This is a genomic window from Oribacterium sp. HCP3S3_B9 (assembly GCF_052064255.1).
Taxonomy (GTDB): Bacteria; Bacillota; Clostridia; order Lachnospirales; family Lachnospiraceae; genus Oribacterium.
The window spans coordinates 47,308-67,683 of record NZ_JBQHVY010000015.1; the positions used below are offsets into that span (position 1 = coordinate 47,308).

The 20,376-nt window shown below is 46.7% G+C and carries 18 protein-coding genes and 4 pseudogenes; all 22 read left to right on the forward strand.

The features are described 5' to 3' along the window. The first annotated feature begins 4 nt into the window (after positions 1-4). The 22 genes and pseudogenes from ACTNC3_RS08265 to ACTNC3_RS08370 all read left to right on the forward strand — a co-directional run bounded on the left by ACTNC3_RS08265 (position 5) and on the right by ACTNC3_RS08370 (position 20,101). On the forward strand, positions 5-460 hold the full coding sequence (locus ACTNC3_RS08265) for a DUF3846 domain-containing protein (protein WP_441227109.1): 456 nt from the start codon (positions 5-7) through the stop codon (positions 458-460). A gap of 36 nt (positions 461-496) precedes the next feature. Beyond that, complete coding sequence (locus ACTNC3_RS08270; RefSeq protein WP_441227110.1) at positions 497-988, forward strand: PcfB family protein; 492 nt, start codon at positions 497-499, stop codon at positions 986-988. Continuing rightward, positions 985-1,281: pseudogene (locus ACTNC3_RS08275) on the forward strand (VirD4-like conjugal transfer protein, CD1115 family); the annotation flags it as partial. The gene ACTNC3_RS08270 and the pseudogene ACTNC3_RS08275, both read left to right, overlap by 4 nt. A 56-nt stretch (positions 1,282-1,337) precedes the next feature. Then, positions 1,338-3,188: a recombinase family protein gene (locus tag ACTNC3_RS08280; RefSeq protein ID WP_330637759.1), complete on the forward strand. Its 1,851-nt coding sequence runs from the start codon at positions 1,338-1,340 to the stop codon at positions 3,186-3,188. A gap of 78 nt (positions 3,189-3,266) precedes the next feature. Further along, positions 3,267-3,458, forward strand: coding sequence for a transposon-encoded TnpW family protein (locus tag ACTNC3_RS08285; RefSeq protein ID WP_002592869.1), 192 nt, complete (start codon positions 3,267-3,269; stop codon positions 3,456-3,458). A gap of 134 nt (positions 3,459-3,592) precedes the next feature. Next, on the forward strand, positions 3,593-3,889 hold the full coding sequence (locus tag ACTNC3_RS08290) for a hypothetical protein (RefSeq protein ID WP_002592868.1): 297 nt from the start codon (positions 3,593-3,595) through the stop codon (positions 3,887-3,889). 185 nt (positions 3,890-4,074) lie between these two features. Then, positions 4,075-4,908: a methyltransferase domain-containing protein gene (locus ACTNC3_RS08295; RefSeq protein ID WP_441227111.1), complete on the forward strand. Its 834-nt coding sequence runs from the start codon at positions 4,075-4,077 to the stop codon at positions 4,906-4,908. Positions 4,909-5,039: 131 nt separating this feature from the next. Next, positions 5,040-5,336, forward strand: coding sequence for a DUF3847 domain-containing protein (locus tag ACTNC3_RS08300; RefSeq protein WP_002592867.1), 297 nt, complete (start codon positions 5,040-5,042; stop codon positions 5,334-5,336). Positions 5,337-5,567: 231 nt separating this feature from the next. Then, positions 5,568-7,076, forward strand: a complete 1,509-nt coding sequence (gene mobQ, locus ACTNC3_RS08305) for a MobQ family relaxase (protein WP_441227112.1) — start codon at positions 5,568-5,570, stop codon at positions 7,074-7,076. Positions 7,077-7,091: 15 nt separating this feature from the next. Beyond that, positions 7,092-8,993, forward strand: a complete 1,902-nt coding sequence (locus ACTNC3_RS08310) for an AAA family ATPase (protein ID WP_002592865.1) — start codon at positions 7,092-7,094, stop codon at positions 8,991-8,993. A gap of 85 nt (positions 8,994-9,078) precedes the next feature. Further along, a pseudogene (locus tag ACTNC3_RS08315) lies at positions 9,079-9,821 on the forward strand (recombinase family protein); the annotation flags it as partial. Positions 9,822-9,968: 147 nt separating this feature from the next. Further along, positions 9,969-10,532: pseudogene (locus ACTNC3_RS08320) on the forward strand (recombinase family protein); the annotation flags it as partial. After that, on the forward strand, positions 10,530-11,801 hold the full coding sequence (locus ACTNC3_RS08325) for a DUF4368 domain-containing protein (protein WP_441227120.1): 1,272 nt from the start codon (positions 10,530-10,532) through the stop codon (positions 11,799-11,801). The pseudogene ACTNC3_RS08320 and the gene ACTNC3_RS08325, both read left to right, overlap by 3 nt. A 507-nt stretch (positions 11,802-12,308) precedes the next feature. After that, entirely contained in the window at positions 12,309-13,853 is a 1,545-nt protein-coding gene (locus tag ACTNC3_RS08330) for an ATP-binding cassette domain-containing protein (protein ID WP_346793722.1), read from the forward strand. Positions 13,854-14,161: 308 nt separating this feature from the next. Continuing rightward, positions 14,162-15,385 carry a serine/arginine repetitive matrix protein 2 gene (locus tag ACTNC3_RS08335; RefSeq protein ID WP_441227113.1) on the forward strand — a complete coding sequence of 408 codons (1,224 nt, stop codon included), beginning with the start codon at positions 14,162-14,164 and terminating at the stop codon, positions 15,383-15,385. Positions 15,386-15,401: 16 nt separating this feature from the next. Beyond that, positions 15,402-15,950, forward strand: coding sequence for a CHC2 zinc finger domain-containing protein (locus tag ACTNC3_RS08340; RefSeq protein ID WP_441227114.1), 549 nt, complete (start codon positions 15,402-15,404; stop codon positions 15,948-15,950). 192 nt (positions 15,951-16,142) lie between these two features. Further along, positions 16,143-17,333, forward strand: a complete 1,191-nt coding sequence (locus ACTNC3_RS08345) for a VapE domain-containing protein (RefSeq protein ID WP_441227121.1) — start codon at positions 16,143-16,145, stop codon at positions 17,331-17,333. A gap of 225 nt (positions 17,334-17,558) precedes the next feature. After that, a complete protein-coding gene (locus tag ACTNC3_RS08350; RefSeq protein WP_441227115.1) occupies positions 17,559-17,738 on the forward strand; it encodes a transposon-encoded TnpW family protein in 180 nt (59 codons plus the stop codon). Positions 17,739-17,799: 61 nt separating this feature from the next. Continuing rightward, positions 17,800-19,041 (forward strand): annotated as a pseudogene (locus ACTNC3_RS08355) (VirD4-like conjugal transfer protein, CD1115 family); the annotation flags it as partial. Between the two features lie 14 nt (positions 19,042-19,055). After that, entirely contained in the window at positions 19,056-19,583 is a 528-nt protein-coding gene (locus ACTNC3_RS08360) for a hypothetical protein (RefSeq protein ID WP_441227116.1), read from the forward strand. A gap of 9 nt (positions 19,584-19,592) precedes the next feature. Further along, the gene (locus ACTNC3_RS08365) at positions 19,593-19,781 is read left to right on the forward strand and encodes a hypothetical protein (protein WP_441227117.1); all 189 of its coding nucleotides are present in this window, start codon (positions 19,593-19,595) and stop codon (positions 19,779-19,781) included. Positions 19,782-19,960: 179 nt separating this feature from the next. Further along, positions 19,961-20,101: a Maff2 family mobile element protein gene (locus ACTNC3_RS08370; RefSeq protein ID WP_009533774.1), complete on the forward strand. Its 141-nt coding sequence runs from the start codon at positions 19,961-19,963 to the stop codon at positions 20,099-20,101. Positions 20,102-20,376: the final 275 nt, after the last annotated feature.

Consider the following 20,376-nt stretch of genomic DNA (forward strand, 5'->3'; position numbering starts at 1 on the left):
GCCTATGAGTGATATGAATGTGCTTCTGGTCCAGCCGGAAAGCTATCCGAAGGCTGTGACCATTGGCTCTGATCTGGAGTCGCTGCAGGCTGCAGTCGGCGGCAGCATCGAGGTGGTCTATCCCTTTGAAGATAATGTCGGTCTCATCATGAATGAGGAGGGCAAAATCGAAGGTTTGCCTCTGAACCGTGCGCTTCGCGATGACCAGGGCGAGCTTTATGACATTATCGCCGGTGATTTTCTGGTAGTCGGGCTTACGGAGGATGACTTCGGAAGCCTGTCTCCGGAGCAGATGGACAAGTTCGAAAAGCTCTTTCATCAGCCAGAGTGCTTCATGAAGATGGGACGCAGCATTATGGCGCTGCCTCTTCCGGATGATCTGGTCCGCGACAACCGTGAAAAATCGGAGCAGCCCATGAAGGACAGCATGAAGCGTGCAGCCGATAAGGACTGCCGCTGAAGCTTATAAAAATCTACAGAAAGGAGGAATGACCCTATGCAGGAGGAAATTGAAAACCGTACCGTGAACCTTGCGATCAGTACTACGAGACTCAGCTTTCGCACTCTGATTTCTGCAGGCCGTGCGTATATGAATCATCGTTACCGCGTGAATGCAGCCAGGAAAAACGGTAAGGAGGAACGTCCGGAGGGCAAGCAGTCCATTCAGGAGCTGATCGGACAGAATCAGGGAGTCAGTAGTATTCCCATTGCCAATACGGATATCCGGGATTTCGAGCCCATCGCCCGAAAATACGGCATCGATTATGCCATTACCAAGGATAAATCCGTAACGCCTCCCAAGTATCTGGTCTTCTTTAAGGCCAGGGATGCGGATGCAATGACTGCCGCCTTTGATGAGTACAGCAATAAAAAGCTGAGAACTCAGGAACGACCGAGTGTACTGAAGGAGCTGCAGAGACTGAAGATTCTGGTAGCTGCACTTCCGAAAAAGGTCAGAGAAAAGATACAGGAGCGTGATGGACGATGAATGCAAAGACAAAAAAGCTGATAATCCTGAACCTCCCTTATGTTCTGGCAGGTCTTCTCTCGACCAATATCTTCGAAGCCTGGCGTATCGCCCAGGGCGCGGATATGTCAGAAAAGCTTCTGGGCTTTATGACTGCTTTGGGCACGGCCTTTAGTAATCCTTTGCCGAGTCTGCATCCAACGGATCTGCTTCTGGGTATCTGCTGCGGTGCAGCGCTTCGACTGGCAGTCTGGATCAAGGGCAGAAATGGCAAGAAATACAGGCACGGCGAAGAATATGGCACTGCCCGCTGGAGTGCATAATTTTAAGTGTAAAGGAAGCCTATATGGACGCACAGGAGGTTATGCACATGACTGATTATAGTAAAATTACAGCCCTTTACTCCCGCCTTTCCGTGGGCGACGAGGACAGGGACGGCGGTGAGAGTAACTCGATACAGAACCAAAAAATCTTTTTGGAGAACTACGCCAGAGGGCAGCACTTAACCAATATCCGGCACTACATTGACGATGACGAAAGCGGCAGATTTTTTGACCGTTCTGCCTACTCCCGCATGATGGACGATGTAGAGAACGGGAAAATCGGTGTCTGCATTATGAAAGACCTGACACGCTGGGGGCGTGACTATCTCCAAGTCGGCAATGCGATGGAGATATTCAGACGGAACAATGTGCGCTTTATCGCAGTCAACAACGGGATAGACAGCGAGAAGCCCGACACATTGGAGTTTGCGCCCTTTATCAACATCATGTCGGAGTGGTACGCAAAGGACATCAGCAAGAAAGTAAAGACCGGCATTAAGACGAAGGGCATGAGTGGAAAGCCGATTGCCACCGAAGCTCTCTATGGCTATGTCAAATCCCCGGACAACAAGGATTTTTGGATAATCGACGAGGAAGCCGCCGGAGTTGTCCGTTTGATTTTTCGCCTGTTTCTGGACGGGAAAAACCGCAACCAAATCGCCGTATATCTGACGCAGGCGCAAATCCCAACGCCCACATTCTACATGAAAGAGCGCGGGCGGGGAACGTGCAAAAACAGGGCGCTCAATGAGGATAACCGTTACAAGTGGAACAAAGCCACTTTGACCCATATCCTTACACGGCAGGAGTATTGCGGCGATGTAGTCAACTTCAAGACTACAAAGCATTTCCGGGACAAGCGGAACCACTATGTAGACCGGAGCCAATGGCAGATAACCGAAAATGTGCATGAGCCGATTATTGACCGCGCCGACTTTGAAACCGCACAGCGGATTTTGGAAAACGCGCCCGTCAGACGCCCCAACGGGGACGGGGAAATCCACCCTTTGTCGGGCTTGCTTTTCTGTAAGGATTGCGGCGCAAAAATGCACATCCGCATAGATTACAGAAACGGCGGCAAGCGGCACGTTGCCTATTGCAGCGAGTACCACAAGGGAAAAGCCAAAAACCCCAAATGCCATTCCCCGCACATCATTGACGCGGACTTGCTCATGCAGACCGTCGCGGAAGTGCTGAAGAAAATCGAGGACTATTCTATCAGCAACCGGGCGGAGTTTGAAGCCTTAGTGAAAAAGAACCTTGCCATGCAGCAGACCGACCAGACCAAAAAGCAGCAGAAGCGTATCCCACAAATCACGACGCGCCTTGAACAGATCGACAAGGTGCTGAACAAGCTCTATGAGGACAACGCCCTCGGCACTATCCCGCAAGACCGCTACGAGCAAATGTCGCAGAAGTATTCAGAAGAATACTACGCATTGAAAACGGAGCTTTCCATACTCCAAGAGCAGCTATCCGCTTATGAGAACGCGGGAGGACGGGCGCAGAAGTTTTTGAAGCTGACGGAACGCCATGCCGCCTTTACTGACCTCACCCCCGCCATTCTCAACGAGTTTATCAGCAGGATTGAAGTGCATGAGCGCGACCAGAAAAGGGCGAGATACGCAATCCAGCACATCAGCATATATTTCAACTATATCGGCAGATTTGAGAACGAAGTAACGCAGCTTGCAGAGCCGACAGAGCAGGAAATCCGGCAAATGCGGGAAGAAATCGAAGAAGCCAAAAAGGAAAAGAGCCGCGCCTACCACCGGAAGTATTCAAGGGAGTACCGGGCGCGAAACCTTGAAAAGCAGCGGGAGTATGAGCGTATCAAGGCGCGGGAATACCGGGCAAGGAGAAAGGCGCAGACCGCCGCCGCACAGCCCGCACAGTAAAACAGAATAACCGACAACCAAGAGGGATTTTCCGGCTACGGGAAGTCCCTCTTTTGTGCCCGGAGAAAGGAGCTGCCTATGGCAGAACAGACCCCCGACAGTATCATCACGACGCAGAGAAACGGGCAGACTATTGTTGCGGAGTTATTTTTCAATCACAGCAGCACAGAAACATTCCGCGACAAGCTGCTCAAGACGATACTTGCCGACAGTTCGTGTTTATCTGCGTCTGACGGTCAAGAGCCGGAAAAATCGGAAATCTTGCGATAACAGCCGCCCCGACGATACATTCCACGTCCGGGCGGTTTTTATCGTCAAAAACGCCGTTTTCTCCAAGTCAAGAGCCGGAGAAAACACCCGAAAAATGCCCCTATTGCGTAACAGGGGCACAGAAAGGAGTTTGCATGAGAACAGGGCTTACCAAGCAGGAAAAGACCACCGATATTTGGTTTGACGAGAAAGACCCCCTTATCCATATCCGCACCCACAACACCGCCTTGAAAAAGCGTCTGCTTGCATACAGCCGCCGTTATCCGGCGATCTGCCAGCAGACTGACGCAGACCCGGAAACGGGCTGCATGGAGTTTGACATTGAGAAAGGCCGCTTCTCTTTCCGTCTGACCGCCCCATACAGCGAGGAACGGCGGGAAGCGGCGCGGCGGTATGCCAGAGAGAGCAACGTCGCCGACAGGCTGAAATAGAGTTGAAATGTTCATAGTTTTGTGCTATACTTTTTCTAAAAGCAGAGTAATACTGCGGAATTGATTGGAGGACAACACAATGGTTACATTTATGAGATTAAGATAAAACCGCGAGTTATGTTGCGGTTATCCGTATTGCATAACTCGCTTATTGAAGCAGAGATGTAATTACGGAGGAAAAACAAATGAATAATAATTTATCACGCTTTGCAGACAGCAAGGTTTATTTTCAATGCCCAATTTGCACAAAATCAATGGATATACAAGGCAATAGCCTAATTTGTAGACATGGACATTGCTTTGATATTTCAAGATATGGGTATGTAAATTTGTTGTTAAAATCATCGCCCAAAACCAACTACAGCAAGCGGTCTTTTGACAACCGGCACCAAATTTTGGAGTATGGCATGTATGATGTTGTGTTGGAGAAAATCATACAGTTTATTTCTGATACGCCATCTATAAGAAACATTTTAGATGTTGGTTGCGGCGAGGGTTTCTATGCAAGGCAGATACAGCAAAGAACAGAACGAAACATCTTTGCCTTTGACTTGTCAAGGGAGGCAATACAGATTGCATCAAAAAAAGACAAGCGCAAAGCAGTGAAGTGGTTTGTTGCTGACTTATCAAAAATCCCTTTGAAAGACGGAAGTATGGATTGTATTTTAGACATATTTTCGCCTGCACACTACAAAGAATTTCAGCGATTGCTATCTCCTAACGGATATGTTGTGAAAGTAATTCCTACGAAAAATCATTTGAGGGAAATCAGGACTAAAGTGCAAGCACACTTGAAAAATCCAGATTATTCAAATGAGTCTGTCGTTGAATATTTTGAGAAATATCTTAAAACCATTTCAAGAGAAACGGTTTCAGCCACCGTACAGTTGTCATCAGAACAAAGAATGTCGTTTATTGAAATGACGCCGCTTCTCTTTTGCGTTGAAAAAGATTGCGTTGATTGGCGTACTCTCACACATTTGACAATCGAAGCTGATGTTTTAATAGGAATGTATTAAAGGGCGTATTGATATTTAATATTCCCATTTATTGAGCAGAACGGAGTAAACCAAACACCCTAATCAAAAGGACAGCCGAGGAAATCGACTGTCCTTTTTCTATGCCGACAGGTAGAAAGGAGTGACCACCCATGACGAAACCGAGAGAAAAAAAACGCGAGGAATTGCAAGCCGAGATTGAGGACGGGAAGAAGAAAATCCGGCAGCTTGAAAATCGGGAAAAGGTGTTGCGGCAAAAGTTATCCCAAGAGGAACGCCGGACGCGCAGCCACCGGCTGGTCGTCCGAGGCGCAGTCTTTGAGAGCATTGTGCCGGAAGCCAAGACCATGACCGATGAGGAAGCCGCCGCCTTTCTCCGGCTTGCCCTGACGAGCGAGGAAGCGCGGGCTTATCTGAAAAAACGCACCGAGGGCGGGAAAAGCGAATAATCCCTTTGGAACAAAGGGCGCACTTATACACCCTTGCGGGCGTGTGCGCTCTGCCGAGGGCGTATCTCCGCACAGGGAACTTTCCCCGCGCTCCGATATGGCGGCTTTGCCGCAACAAGGGGCTGCACCCCTTGCGCCGCTTACGCGGCTATCCCTGCACACCCACAAAAACAGTACACCCGCCGTTGGCGTCTGTACCATTTTTGCGGGTTTGGTTATCCTATCCGGGAGGTGATACCCATAGCCATTTACCATTGTAACATCGGCATTGTGAGCCGAGGAAAAGGCAAGTCAGCCGTTGCCGCAGCCGCCTATCGAAGCGGCGAGAAAATCACAAACGAGTGGGACGGAATGACCCATGACTACACCCGCAAGCGCGGCGTTGTCCATACGGAAATCCTACTGCCGCCCCATGCCCCGCCCTCTTTCTCTGACCGTTCAACCTTGTGGAACAGCGTGGAGCTTTACGAGAAAGCCGGGAACGCCCAGCTTGCCAGAGAGATTGACGCAGCACTCCCCATAGAATTATCCAGAGAGGAACAGATCCGGCTTGTCCGTGAATACTGTTCCTCTCAATTTGTTTCAAGAGGAATGTGCGTTGATTTTGCCATTCACGACACCGACAGCGGCAACCCCCATTGTCATATCATGCTTACCATGCGCCCCCTTGACGAGCGCGGCGCATGGGCGGCGAAGTCCAAAAAGGAATATGACCTTGACGAGAACGGCGAGCGCATACGCTTACCAAGCGGCAGATACAAGACACACAAAGTTGACCTCACAGGCTGGAACGACAAGGGCAACGCGCTTTTATGGCGCAAGGCATGGGCGGATATTTCAAACGCCTACCTTGAACGCGCCGGACACCCGGAGCGTATCGACTACCGCAGCAACGCCGAGCGCGGCATTGGCGAGATACCCACCGTCCACATGGGCGTGGCGGCTTGCCAGATGGAGAAGAAAGGTATTGCCACCGAGAAAGGCGAACTGAACCGGAATATCCAAAAGGCAAACCGCCTTATACGGGAAATCCGAGCGCAGATTGGAAAGCTCAAAGAATGGATTGCCGACCTGTTCAAAGCGTGGGAAACCGCCCCGGAACAGCCGCAACAATCCCCCGGCCTTGCAAATCTGCTGATGAAGTATTTGAGCGTTCAGAGAGAAAAGAGCCGGAAGTATTCGCAGCGTTGGCAACAACAGCACACAGCCGATGAACTGAAAACCATAGCGGCAGCGGTCAACTATCTGACCGAGCATGGTATCTCTACCCTTGATGAGCTGGACGCAGCCCTTTCCTCTGTCAGCGAACAGGCCGACACTATCCGGGCAGGAATGAAAACCGCCGAGGAACGCATGAAGAAGCTGCAAAAGCTGATTGAATACGGGAAGAACTACACCGAGTACAAGCCCATTCACGACGAGCTGAAAAAGCTGAAAAATGGCTGGACGAGCAAGCGTGACAAGTACGAGGAAGCCCACCGCGCCGAGCTTACGCTATGGAACGCAGCGAGCCGCTATCTCCATGCAAATCTGCCGAAAGGGACAAAGACCTTGCCTATCTCTGAATGGGAAAAAGAGTACGCCACTCTCAGCGGGCAGAGAACAGCGGAATATACCAAGCTGAAAGAAACCCGCGCCGAGGTTGCCGAGCTGCACAATATCCGCAAGTGCGTTGATATTGCACTGAAAGCCGACCAGCCGGAGCAGACCCGCGCCAAGCGGCACGACTTAGAACGATGAATGGAGTTGAGATTTTTGTACTACACCCAAGAACAGATAGACCGGGCGAATCAAGCCGACCTTGTTTCTTTCCTGCAATCACAGGGCGAGCAGCTTACCCGCGCCGGGAATGAATACCGCTGGAAACGGCACGACAGCTTGACCGTCCGGGGAAACAAATGGTACAGGCACAGCCAGAGCAAGGGCGGCGGCCCCGTTGATTTTGTTATAGAGTTTTTCGGCAAGAGCTTCACCGAAGCCGTGGAACTTCTCACAGGAGAAAAGGGAGCCGCACCGCCGCCGGACAGACCTTGCCCCGCGTCCCTTTCCGACTTCCGACTACCACCCCCAAACAGCGACAACCGAACAGCGAGGAACTACCTCACAGCAGCCCGCCGCATTGATGAAGATGTGACGGGCTTTTTCTTTGCCCGCGGCGATATTTACGAGGACGCAGCCCACCACAACGCCGTATTTGTGGGGCGGGACGAGGACGGAATACCGCGCTACGCCCACAGCAAGGGAACGGCGGGAAACTTCCGGCTCGATGTGAAAGGCAGCGACAAAGCCTTTAATTTCTGTTACCGGGGCGAGGGCGACAGGCTTTTTGCCTTTGAAGCCCCCGTTGACCTGCTCTCTTTCCTCTGCCTGTTCAAAAAGGAATGGCAGAAGCAGAGCTATTTGTCATTGGGCGGCGTGGGAGAAAAAGCCCTATTGCGTTTCCTTTCTGACCGTCCGAACATCAAGACCGTTTACCTCTGCCTTGACAGCGACCAAGCCGGAAACGACGCTTGTAGCCGCCTTGCGGAGCTTGTGCCGGAGGGCTTGACCGTCCACCGCCTTGTGCCGCTGTTTAAGGACTGGAACGAGGTATTGCAGCACCGGGCAGAAATCACAGACGGGAAGTATATCCAGGAAGCAGTTTACGGCCTGAAAGAGCCGCCGCAGGAAGAAACCGTCGAGATTATCCGCATGAGCGAGGTTGACACGCAGACCGTTGAATGGCTATGGGAGCCGTATATCCCTTTCGGGAAAGTAACCATTGTGCAAGGCAACCCCGGCGAGGGCAAGACCACCTTTGCCCTACGCCTTGCCGCTGCCTGCACCACCGGGGGAACGCTGCCGGGAATGAAGCCCCTGCCGCCATTCCAAGTGATTTACCAGACCGCCGAGGACGGGCTGGGCGATACCGTCAAGCCCCGCTTGATAGAAGCCGAAGCCGACCTTGACCGCGTGCTTGTGATTGATGAAGCCAAGCGGGAGCTTACCCTCTCCGACGAGCGCATAGAAAAGGCAATCACGCAGAACGGGGCGCGGTTGATTATCCTTGACCCAATACAGGCGTACATGGGCGAAAAGACCGACATGAACCGGGCAAACGAAGTGCGCCCCATGTTCCGCCGTCTTGCCGATGTTGCCGAGCGTACCGGGTGCGCCGTTATCCTTATCGGACACTTGAACAAAGCTGCCGGAGGGCAGAGCGCATACCGGGGCTTAGGTTCTATCGACTTCCGCGCCGCAGCAAGGAGCGTCCTGCTGATCGGGCGCGTGAAGCGGGAGCCGAATGTGCGTGTTATCGTCCATGACAAATCTTCCCTGGCGCCGGAGGGCAAGCCCGTTGCCTTTTGCCTTGACCCGGAAACAGGCTTTTCATGGATAGGCGAATACGACATAACCGCCGACGAGCTGCTATCCGGCGCGGGCGGGAACACCGCCACCAAGACCGAACAAGCCGAGAAGCTGATACTTGACCTGCTTGCAGACGGGAAAGAGCTTGCCAGCGAGGACATTGTAAAGGCCGCAGCCGAAGCCGGAATATCCGAGAGGACGGTACAGAACGCCAAGCGCAACATGGGCAGCATTTTGGGCGCAAGGCGTGTCGGCGGTCAATGGTATAACTTCATCAAGAAGAAGCAGCCGCCCGAACCCGCAAGCTGAAAGTGCAAAACGCAGACCCTTTGCACTTTGCACTTTCGCACTTTCACAAGAATTTGCGTCAATAACTCAAAAAAGCACTTGACAAAACGCTTCATGGGGTGGGCCGAAGGACATCGAGCCCTTCATCGATCCGGTCTTTGAGAATAATGTGATCCTCACAAAGACAGAGCGGCTGATGATGAGCAACCGTCCGAAGAATCCTGCCAATGCCAGAAACAAGAATGTACTGATCGTCGGCGGCTCCGGTTCCGGTAAAACCCGGTTCTGGATTAAGCCAAACCTGTTGCAGCTGCATTCTTCCTATGTTCTGACAGACCCGAAGGGTTAGATTTTAAGAATACAGAGAAAATAGGTCAATAAAAAATGAAGTGTTTTCTGTGTGTTCTTATTTTTAGCATTATGAAAGGAGCTGAGAAAATGGCTAAAGATAACAGAATAACAGCACTTTATGAGCGTCTGTCTCGTGATGATGAGATTCAAGGAGAATCGAACTCCATAACAAATCAGAAACAATATCTTGAAGATTATGCAGTACAAAATGGTTTCGAGAATGTCCGACATTTCAGTGATGATGGATATTCAGGAACAAATTTCAACAGACCGGCTTTCAATGCACTTTTGGCAGAGATTGAAGCCGGAAGAGTTGGAACAGTGATTGTCAAGGATATGTCACGATTTGGCAGAAACTATCTGCAAGTAGGTTTTTATACTGAAATGATGTTTCCAAAGAAAGGTGTCCGCTTTATTGCAGTTAATAACGGAGTTGACAGTGCCAATCCGACAGATAATGACTTTACACCATTCCTGAATATTATGAATGAATGGTATGCAAAAGACACCAGTAAGAAGATTAAGGCGGTATTTAAGGCTAGAATGAGAGATGGAAAACGTGTCAGCGGTGCTGTGCCTTATGGATATTACAGAAAGCCTGAGGATAAGCAGACTTTGTATGTTGATGAAATATCCGCTTCGGTTGTAAGACGCATTTTTCAGCTTGCTTGCGAGGGAATGGGAGCAACTGCAATAGCAGATACCTTGTCAGCGGATAAAGTGCTTATTCCGTCAGCTTATGCGAGACAGAATCATCCTGAGGATTGCCAGTGTACGAGATACCATGATGCTTATACATGGAATGCAACAACAGTCGGCTATATTCTGAGCAGACGTGAGTATTTGGGGCATACCATTCTTGGAAAGACAACAAAAGACAGTTTCAAGACGAAGCGAAAAAGAGTTGTGAATGAGGACGAGCTGCTTATTTTCTATAATACTCATGAAGCTATCATAGATCAGGAAACTTATGATAAGGCACAGAAAATGAGGAAACGAGTTTCACCTAGACGAAACAGTGAAAAGCCTACGCATAGGCTGTCTGGACTCCTTTATTGTGCGGATTGTGGAAGCAGACTGGCATATATCAATTCACAGTCGAAAGATGGAAAAATATATGACAGCAATCAGGCATTCCGGTGTAGCCGGTATCACAATAAATATCATTCATGTACTGGTCATTATATTAAGGCAAGTACAGTAGAAATGCTGATTTATCAGGCAACTAAGAGAGTGTCACAGTATGTCCTGAATGATGAAAAGGAATTTGTGGAACAGTTGAAGGCACAGTATGAAATACAGTGTGAAAAGGACAATACCAATGATAAAAAGGAGCTATTGGAAGCTAAGCGTCGCATGATGGATTTAGATGATCTGATAAAGGGATTGTATGAAAATTTCACTTTAGGGCGATTGCCGGAAAGACAGTTCAATCGTCTTATGACAGAATATGACACCGAACAAAGCAACCTAGAGCAGAGAATTTCAGAACTTGAAACTGCTACAGAACGTATATCCACTAAGGCAGTGCAGATTGATAAATTTGTGCGACTGGATAAGAAATACCGAGATTTTGAGGAACTGACAACACCTATGCTTAATGATTTCATTGAAAAGGTTGTAATTCATGAAGCTGAGGGTGGCAGGACAAAAGACCGTACTCAGCAAGTGGATATTTATTTCAATTTCATTGGAAATTTCGTTCTTCCACTCAGTGAGGACGAAGTGGAAGCCTTGCAGTCAGAGGAAGCACGCAGAGCGGAAGAGATTGCTGAAAGAAAGAGAAAATCTTCTAAGAAATCTACGCAGAAAAGAAAGCAGAAGCGTGCAGAGATCAAGGCAAAAGCAGAAGCTGGAGATCCTGAAGCTATGGCAGAATATAATGCAATCCTTGAAAAAGGTAGACAGAACAACCATAAGAGAGCTGAAAAAATGCGAGAATTGAGAATGGCTGACCCTGAATATCGGGCGAAGATGGAAGAGAAAAAACGCTTGGCTTTGGAAAGGGAAAAGAAGCGTCAGGAGCGTGCTACAAGGAAGAAAAAGGTTGCTTTGGCAGAATTAAAGGAACAGGCAGAAGAAGGCAATCAGGAAGCAATCAGAGAGCTTGAAGAGCGTAGGGCTATTGCAAGGGAGCGTTCAAGGAAATCAGCAGAAAAGCGTAAGCAGAGAGCAGAAAATGACCCTGAATATGCGAAATATTTAGAAGAGAAAAATGCGGAATACAACAGACGGCATACTGCAAGGAGAAAGGAGCAGTTGGAAGCTTTGAAGGCAAAAGCAGAAGCCGGAGATCAGGAAGCACAGAGCCAGCTTGCAGAGCGTAAACAGTATCAGGTAAGAGCTACAGTAAAGAGTTACCGGAAAATGCGTGACGATGCATTAAGCGGAGATCCTATTGCAAAAGTAAGATATGAAAAAACACTGGCTATGAGACGTGAAGCGTATCACGCAAAGAAAAGTGAACAGACAGCCTAAGAGTAAGCATAATATCACAATATAATAGTTGCAGAATTGATGAGAATAAGCGGGAGCGATGCAATTATTGTAATGGACAATGAAGTATGGTATTGTATAGATGGTTTACCAAATCGTTGTTTGGCGATTTGGTAAATCCCAATAAATTAATTTTATAGGGAACAGAAAATTTGAATTTGCGCTTCTATAAGGTGGAATGTGTTGACACAATAAATACAGTATGATAGTATTATCATTAGAAAAAAGGATGGCACATTTCGTGTAAGGTGAGGAAATGATTAATAGATAATTTAATTTAAGTAAGACACATATAGTTATTGAGCCTGTAGAAAATAGGTTTATTTTTGTGTACGCTTAAGTTGGATTATCGCAAGAGGCATTTCCTTTGCTTTTCCTTAGGGAAAGGAATAAAGGTCTATTTGGCGAGTCTATTTTTGCGTATGCAAAAAAGGCTCGTTTTTGTGTGTACAAAAATAATTGACTCGTGTTTCGAAAAGGAGGAACTTTATGTTACAGATAAAGAAATTAAATTTAACACATAAAAAAGACCTGAGAGTAATTCTTGATGATTTCAACCTTGTGCTAAATGATGGAGATAAAGCAGTTATCATTGGAGAAGAAGGGAACGGAAAATCAACATTAATGAAGTGGATATATGATCCATCGCTTATAGAAAACTATATAGAAGCGGATGGGGAAAGAGTAATGGGAAACGAACGTTTTGGTTACCTTCCGCAAGAGATGCCCGATGAAGATAAGAAAAAAACCGTATACGAGTATTTTTCTGAGGAAGAAATATTCTGGGAGAAAACGCCAAAAGAACTGTCTGTTACTGCAGGAAAATTTGGAATAAAAAATGATTTTTTCTACAGTAGTCAGATGATGGGGAGCCTTTCAGGAGGAGAAAAAGTCAAGGTACAACTCATGCGGCTTTTTATTCGCGATGTTTCTGTGCTATTGTTAGACGAACCTTCAAATGATATTGACATTGCGACGCTTACATTACTGGAAAAAACCATAAATGAATGGAAACATATTGTGCTTTTTATTTCACACGATGAAACATTGATAGAGCGTACCGCCAACATGGTAATACATATCGAGCAGATTAAGCGAAAAACAGAAGCGAGATATACCGTGGCCAAGCTTCCCTATAGAAACTATGTGGAGGAACGGCTTCATAAATTTGAACTTCAAGAACAGAGGGCACTATGTGACCGTAGGGAAAAAAAGATTCGAGATGAGAAATATCAAAGAGTGTCTCAGAGTGTGCAAAGCGCATTAGCAAATTGTTCCAGACAAGCGCCGTCGGTGGCAAAGAATTTGAAGGACAAAATGCACACAGTTAAGGCTATGGGGCGAAGATTTGAAAGAGAAGACGAAAATATGACGCAAATGCCGGAGCAGGAAGAAGCAATCTTTTTTAAATTAGGAGATAAAAACGCATACATTCCAACAGGGAAAACGGTCATAGAATATGAACTTTCAAAGCTAATGACTCCAGAAGGCGAAAGAATTTTGGCAGAAGGAATTTATTTGAAAATAAAAGGATCAGAGAAAATCTGTATTATAGGAGCCAACGGGGCAGGAAAAACGACTCTTCTAAAAAAGATAGCGGAAGAACTTATGAATCGGAATGATATTAAAGCAGAATATATGCCCCAAAATTATGAAGATTTGTTGGAGCTATCTGTTACACCGGTTGATTACCTTGATAAAACAGGAGATAAAGAAGAGCGTACAAGAATTAGAACATACCTAGGTTCACTTAAATACACGCCAGATGAAATGGAGCATCCTATTCGGGAGTTGTCTGGTGGACAAAAGGCGAAAGTGCTTCTTTTGAGGATGAGTTTAAGTGGTGCGAATGTTCTTATTCTGGATGAGCCTACAAGAAATTTTTCACCATTATCCGGCCCGGTAATAAGAAAAATGCTCCGAGAATTTCCAGGGGCTGTCATTAGCATTTCTCACGATAGAAAGTACATTGAAGAGGTGTGTGATAAAATATATCAGCTAAATCCTAATGGATTACAGTTAATTAGTGAGTGATAAAAAAGATGAAAGACTGACAACTTTCAGGTTGTCGGATTGTAAAGGCAGAGCCTTACGCAAGGTGCAGGAGAAAGACTCCGCTCGGGTTAAGGGCGAAGCGCCTTAGCAGGTCAAGGGTGCAACCATTGCCCAGTTAGTGGCGTTTCGCCACTAAGTACTGGGTATTACTTGTAGCAGAGCTTCACAAGTTTTGGCAACTTCGTTGCTGTTCCCTTCGGGAAAATAATTAAATATTGTTGTTATTAACAGACTGAGTAGAGAAATTTACTTGGTCTTTTTTTGTTGAAAAGAAAGGAAAGATATGAATGAAAGCAACTAGACATAATGGAAGATCAGGTAAGCATGGGACTTACGATGCAAAGCATAATGACCGCAGATTTGATGTGGAGAATAGTGAGCATATTGACGCAGAGAGGACGAAATTCAATGTCTATTGGGACTGCTATCAGGGTTATAGTCTGCCGAATGATGAAAACGAAAGAGCAAGATTTACTTTCACAGAAGTTGAGAAAGCGTATTATGTTGAGAAATATTCAGATCATGTGGACGGACAGAATGAAAGAAATCAAAAGGCAAGGCACTATGACCGTGTAAAAACGATTGATGGTATTCTTGAAAATAATAAAACGTGTCCGGAAGAAACTTTATTACAGCTTGGAAACATTGACGGAACAGTTTCAGCCGATGTGCTTGCTCAGATTAGCGCAGAATACTTTGAGGAATTTAATAAGAGATATGGTTCTCATGTACATATTTTGGACTGGGCTTTACATCTTGATGAAGCTACTCCGCATATCCATGAAAGGCACGTTTTTGACGCATTGAACCAGTATGGAGAATTATGTCCCCAACAGGATAAGGCATTGGAAGAATTAGGGTTTGAACTTCCGAAGCCGAATGAGAAAAAGGGAAAATACAACAATCGGAAGATGGTATTTGATGATGAGTGTAGAAAGCTGTTCATTAGTATTTGCCAAAAGCATGGATTAAATATTGATGTTGAACCGGTCTATGGTGGTGCAAGTTATTTGGAAAAGCAGGATTTTATCCTCATGAACCAACAGAAACGCATTGAGGAAAAGCAAGCCCTGTTAGACGGGCTTATGATGAAGATAGAGGACGTAAACGCAGTTGTTGAGGAAGCAGTTGACCTTGCCTATGAAAAGGCTTGTGAGGTTGTCACAGAGCGTGTGAAAGAGGAAACTGTGAAGCATGATGTTGATGTAGTAAAAGATTACGGAGAATTGTTACAGAAACAGCCGAAGGAGAAACTCAGCGACAGTTCTAAGTCGGTAGCTTCCAAAGTCGTAAATGCGATTGTTTTCCGACTGGAGAAAGCGTCTCAGGTTCTTCTTGGCAATATTATTTCTGCCCTGAATGAGCCGAAGAATAAGACTAAGGCAAAGGAGCAGATCAAGGAGCACGCAAGGGTATCTATTCAGGAAAAATTGAAAGCCATGCAGAAGCAAATTAGGGAAGATGAGCAGAAACGAGACGTGCCTATCAGAAAAAAGAATATGGAACTTTAAGGAGCATTTGTTATCCATGACTGGAGAGACAGATGCTTTTTTATTGTCCGGAAAGGATATTATGGGAGTATTTGATGAAGTAAAGGAACGAGTGACCGCAAGGGCGGTTATGGAGCGAGCCGGTATTGTTTTCAATCGGGGTAATATGTGCAAGTGTCCGTTTCATCAGGATAAGACAGCGAGCATGAAAGTAAAGCCGATGGATAAAAAATATTTTTGCTTTGGTTGCGGGGAAAAGGGAGATGCAATTGATTTTGTTGCTAAGTATTATAACCTTTCTCCCAAAGATGCAGCTATGCAGATTGCTGATGAATTTGGAATAGCTTATGACAGTTCGGTGCGGTCTCCACCAAAGCTGGTCAGGAGAGAAAAATCTCCGATGCAGATACTGGAAGAAGCTAAAACAAAGATATATCATGTGTTATCTGATTATTATCATTTGTTAAAAGAATGGGAGAGAGACTTCAAACCGAAAAGCATTGATGAAATTGATGCAAGGTATGAGGAAGCGGTGCAGAATCGCCTAAGGTGCAATATCAGCTTGATACTTTGCTATGGGGATTAGAGGAAGAAAAAGAAATGCTGGTAAAAGATTTGGGAAAGGGGGTGGCAGATATTGAACGAAAAGTTAGTGAGTATCGCAGAAATCAGAGAACATTTAATCATAACAGACAAAGGAGCTGTGAAGCAGTGCATTAGGAATGTTGTTACAGTATTGCAGAATGATCCGAAGTTCAAGGGTGTTATTCGTTACAACATGATGACAGATCGGAACGACATTGTAAAAGACTTAGGGTGGTATCGGGAAAGCCCTGTGCTGACTGATTCTGACATAGACCATATCATGCTGTATCTTGAAGAGAATTACAGTCTGACCACGGAGAAAAAGATAAAATCGGCAATCAATGTGGTCGCTATGGAAAACAAGTATCACCCGATTCAGGAAAAACTCAATTCCTTAGTGTGGGACAAAAAAGAGCGTATCAAAGATGTGCTGTATCACTTTCTTGGAGCGGATAGGAATGTCTATACCTATGAAGCAATGAAAGTTCTTCTGTTGGGGGCAATTTCAAGAGTGTTTCGCCCAGGGACGAAGTTTGAGTATATGCTGATACTGGTGGGTGGTCAGGGAGCCGGAAAGTCCACATTTTTCAGGTTCCTTGCCATGAATGATTCATGGTTTACTGATGATCTGAAAAAACTTGATGATGAAAATGTGTTCCGAAAAATGCAAGGGCATCTAATCATAGAACTGTCGGAAATGATAGCGACTGCCAGTGCCAGGAGCATTGAGGATATTAAGTCTTTTATCAGTAGGCAGAGTGATATTTATAAAGTACCTTATGAGACACAGCCAAAGGACAGACCGAGACAGTGCGTGTTTGGCGGTACTTCCAATGCTATGGATACGCTTCCGCTTGATCGTACCGGTAACAGACGATTTATGCCGGTCATGGTCTATCCTGAGAGAGCAGAGTGCCATATTCTTGATAATGAAGCAAGTTCAAGGGAATATATCGAGCAGGTGTGGGCGGAAGCTATGGAGATATTCAGATCAGGAGATTTCAGGCTGATGCTTAGTAAGGATTCTTCTGAATACCTGAAAGATTATCAGAAGCAGTTCATGCCGGAAGATGCTGATGCCGGAATGATTCTTGCCTTTCTTGATGATTTCAAGGGGGACAGGGTTTGTTCCAAACTGTTGTGGAAAGAAGCACTTCACAGAGACTACGAACCTAAGAGGATTGAACTAAAGCAGATTTGTGATATTATGAACAATTCTGTGACCGACTGGGTTATGAGTGATGGAGCAATGCATTTCGGAGATTATGGCAAGCAACGAGGTTGGGTGCGTGTTGGCTCGTCTCAGGAAATCCCCGACAAAGCGGATAGCGATGGTTTTATGGAAATACCGAAACAGTTGGAATTGGAGATACCATTTAAGTAACAAAATTGATGAAGTTACCTTGTTGTTACTTATGTTGTTACCCAGTGGAAGCATTGATTTTACTGGGTTTTCTATGAAAGGTAACAAAAGTAACAAGAAAATAGAAAAATAAATAAAATACGGGTAGCAAGCATAGGTAGCGGTGATTTGAGAAGTCTTTTCGGTCATGTTACCTTTTTTGTTACCCTTTTCCTTGTGGGGGAATTTGGGAAAGGAGCGGAGCGAATGCAAGAAGAGAAAACGGTGGAAAACAAAGCAAATTATATAGATGGCGGTAATTTTAAGACGAAGATCGGCAATACTACTTACCTTGTCGGGGTGTTCTTCAACAATGCGAAAAAGGTAACAGTAGAGGACAGAATGAAGAATTTAATACGTCAGGAAGTGGTTGCCGGCAATTTCTAAGCCAATCCATCATTAAAACGAACATTTTTTATAGTGAATTATCATTTTCTGTATTGACAAAACGCTTCCTAAGGGCACGACCCTGCTCGAGGTTGGAAATGCATTTGTCCACGCGAATTACCGGATCAAAATCTTCAACACAATCAATTTTCACAAGTCCATGCACTACAATCCTTTCGCCTATATCCACAGCGAAAAGGATATCCTGAAGCTGACGACCACACTCATGGCAAATACCAAGGGTGATGGTAAGGGCGGCGATCCATTCTGGGACAAGGCAGAGACCCTTCTTTACTGTGCCCTCATCGGCTACATCCATTATGAGGCACCGAAGGAGGAACAGAACTTTGCCACACTCATCGAATTCATCAATGCCATGGAGGTCCGTGAGGATGATGAGGATTTCCAGAATCCGGTGGATCTGATGTTTGAAGACCTGAAAAAGAAAAAGCCGGATCATTTCGCAGTCCGGCAATATGCCAAGTTCAAGCTGGCTGCGGGCAAGACTCTGAAAAGTATTCTGGTGTCTGCCGGTGCCCGTCTCGCTCCCTTTGATATTCAGGAGGTCCGCGAGATCACCATGTATGACGAACTGGAGCTGGATACTCTGGGAGATGAAAAAACTGCCCTGTTCCTGATGATGTCAGATACGGACGGCAGTTTCAATTTCCTGATCAGTATGATCTACACGCAGCTGTTTAATCTGCTGTGTGAAAAAGCGGATGATGTTTACGGCGGCAGGCTCCCGGTCCATGTGCGGTGCCTGATCGACGAGGCGGCAAACATTGGCCAGATCCCAAACCTGGAAAAGCTGGTCGCCACCATCCGTTCCCGTGAGATCAGTGCCTGTCTGGTGCTGCAGGCCCGGTCTCAGCTGAAGGCCATTTACAAGGACAATGCCGATACCATCATCGGCAACATGGACTGTCAGGTCTTCCTGGGCGGCTCCGAACCCACTACTTTGAAAGAACTCTCCGAAGCGCTCGGCAAGGAAACGATCGATACCTTCAATACCTCGGATACGCGAGGCAATAGTCCAAGCTACGGAACAAACTATCAGAAGCTGGGCAAGGAGCTCATGAGCCGTGATGAACTGGCTGTTATGGACGGCAGCAAATGCGTCCTGCAGCTGAGAGGTGTTCGCCCTTTCCTGTCGGATAAATACGATCTGACCCAGCACCCGAACTACAAATACACCGCCGATCATGATAAGAAACTCACCTTCGACATCGAGAAGTACCTGAGTACCCGGGCAAAGCTTCATCCGAAGGATGAGTTTTTCGTTATGGAAGCAGAAAAGTAAGGAGGTAAGCCGCAATGGCAGATGAAAGAAATCCGTTGCCGATGGATGTTCCTGACTTCGTAAGAGAAGCAGAGGAAGCCATGGCGCGTGGCGAAACCATTGGCCAGCCGTTGGCTGAGGTAACGATCAAATTCGGTAAGGGGCTCGTGGGTGAGCCCTTTACTTCGAAAAGCGGCAAAGAGCTGGTGGAAATCAGTATCCCGAATCCGGATAAGGCCGATACCCGTCCCTGGGAATCCTTTGTGATTTCTCCAAAGATGATTCACGATAATCAGTTCGGGAAAGGCGTCTGGATAAAGCTCCCTGAGGATGGTACGACCCGGCTTTCCCGTTCGGTGAAGACCGGCATAGATGAAACCGGAAGATCCACCTGGGGTCGTGAGACCAGAGAAGTGACCAACACGGAACTGAAAGCCCTGATGGAGTCCTATAAAGATAAATCCAGAGGCTCTGTCCTCTCGGACTTGTCTGGCCGGAAGGAAGAAACAGTGGCAGCCAGCCCTTCCGGTAAGGCTTCCAGAAAGCAGGAAGCTGCCAGATAAGGAGGCACAATGGCGTCATTCGTATACACCGGCGAGGAGTATATCAATGCAGATCACATCATCAGCATTGATGCCAGCCCGGGTACAGCAACCATCTGGATCCGATTGGATACCGGAGACAAATATGCCCGAAGCGCAAAGTATCTGAAAGAGATTCTGGAAACACTCGGCTGTAGGAAAGCAGAACAAAACGAGTAAATTCTTGGGCGACAGGCGGCAGCATGCTGCCTGTTTACATATCCGGGACTGACTGATCATCGGCCCCGGATATTTTTATGCCCTTTTTTTCCTGCAGGTGCACATGCCGGGAGTTGCGAGGGCAATTTTCATTTCATTATCCCGACCACATAGGCGGGCAAATCAAGGAGGAAAACTTTATGGCATTTTTCAACAGCGCAGTCGGTGTTCTGCAGACTCTGGTAGTAGCTCTCGGTGCAGGTCTTGGTATCTGGGGCGCAATCAACCTTCTGGAAGGCTACGGCAACGATAACCCCGGTGCAAATGCTCATGTACGGTAAGGAAGCAAGCAACCGAAAACAAGAGATAGACCGCCAGCACTACACTATTCCGAACCAAAGACCAAAAGATAAGCATTGTGGGAAAATCTAAACTTTTGGATTTTCCTACAATGCCAACTACGGCGGAATCCCTCCTGTTGCTGATTTCATGAGCTGTCACGGAACTGCTCTCATGAGCTGTCGCTGAACTGCTCAACTTTGCGTCATGAATGTCGTATGGGTTATCGCCGCCGGAGATCACCTTCGGCGGCATTTGCTTACTCATTCACAACAAG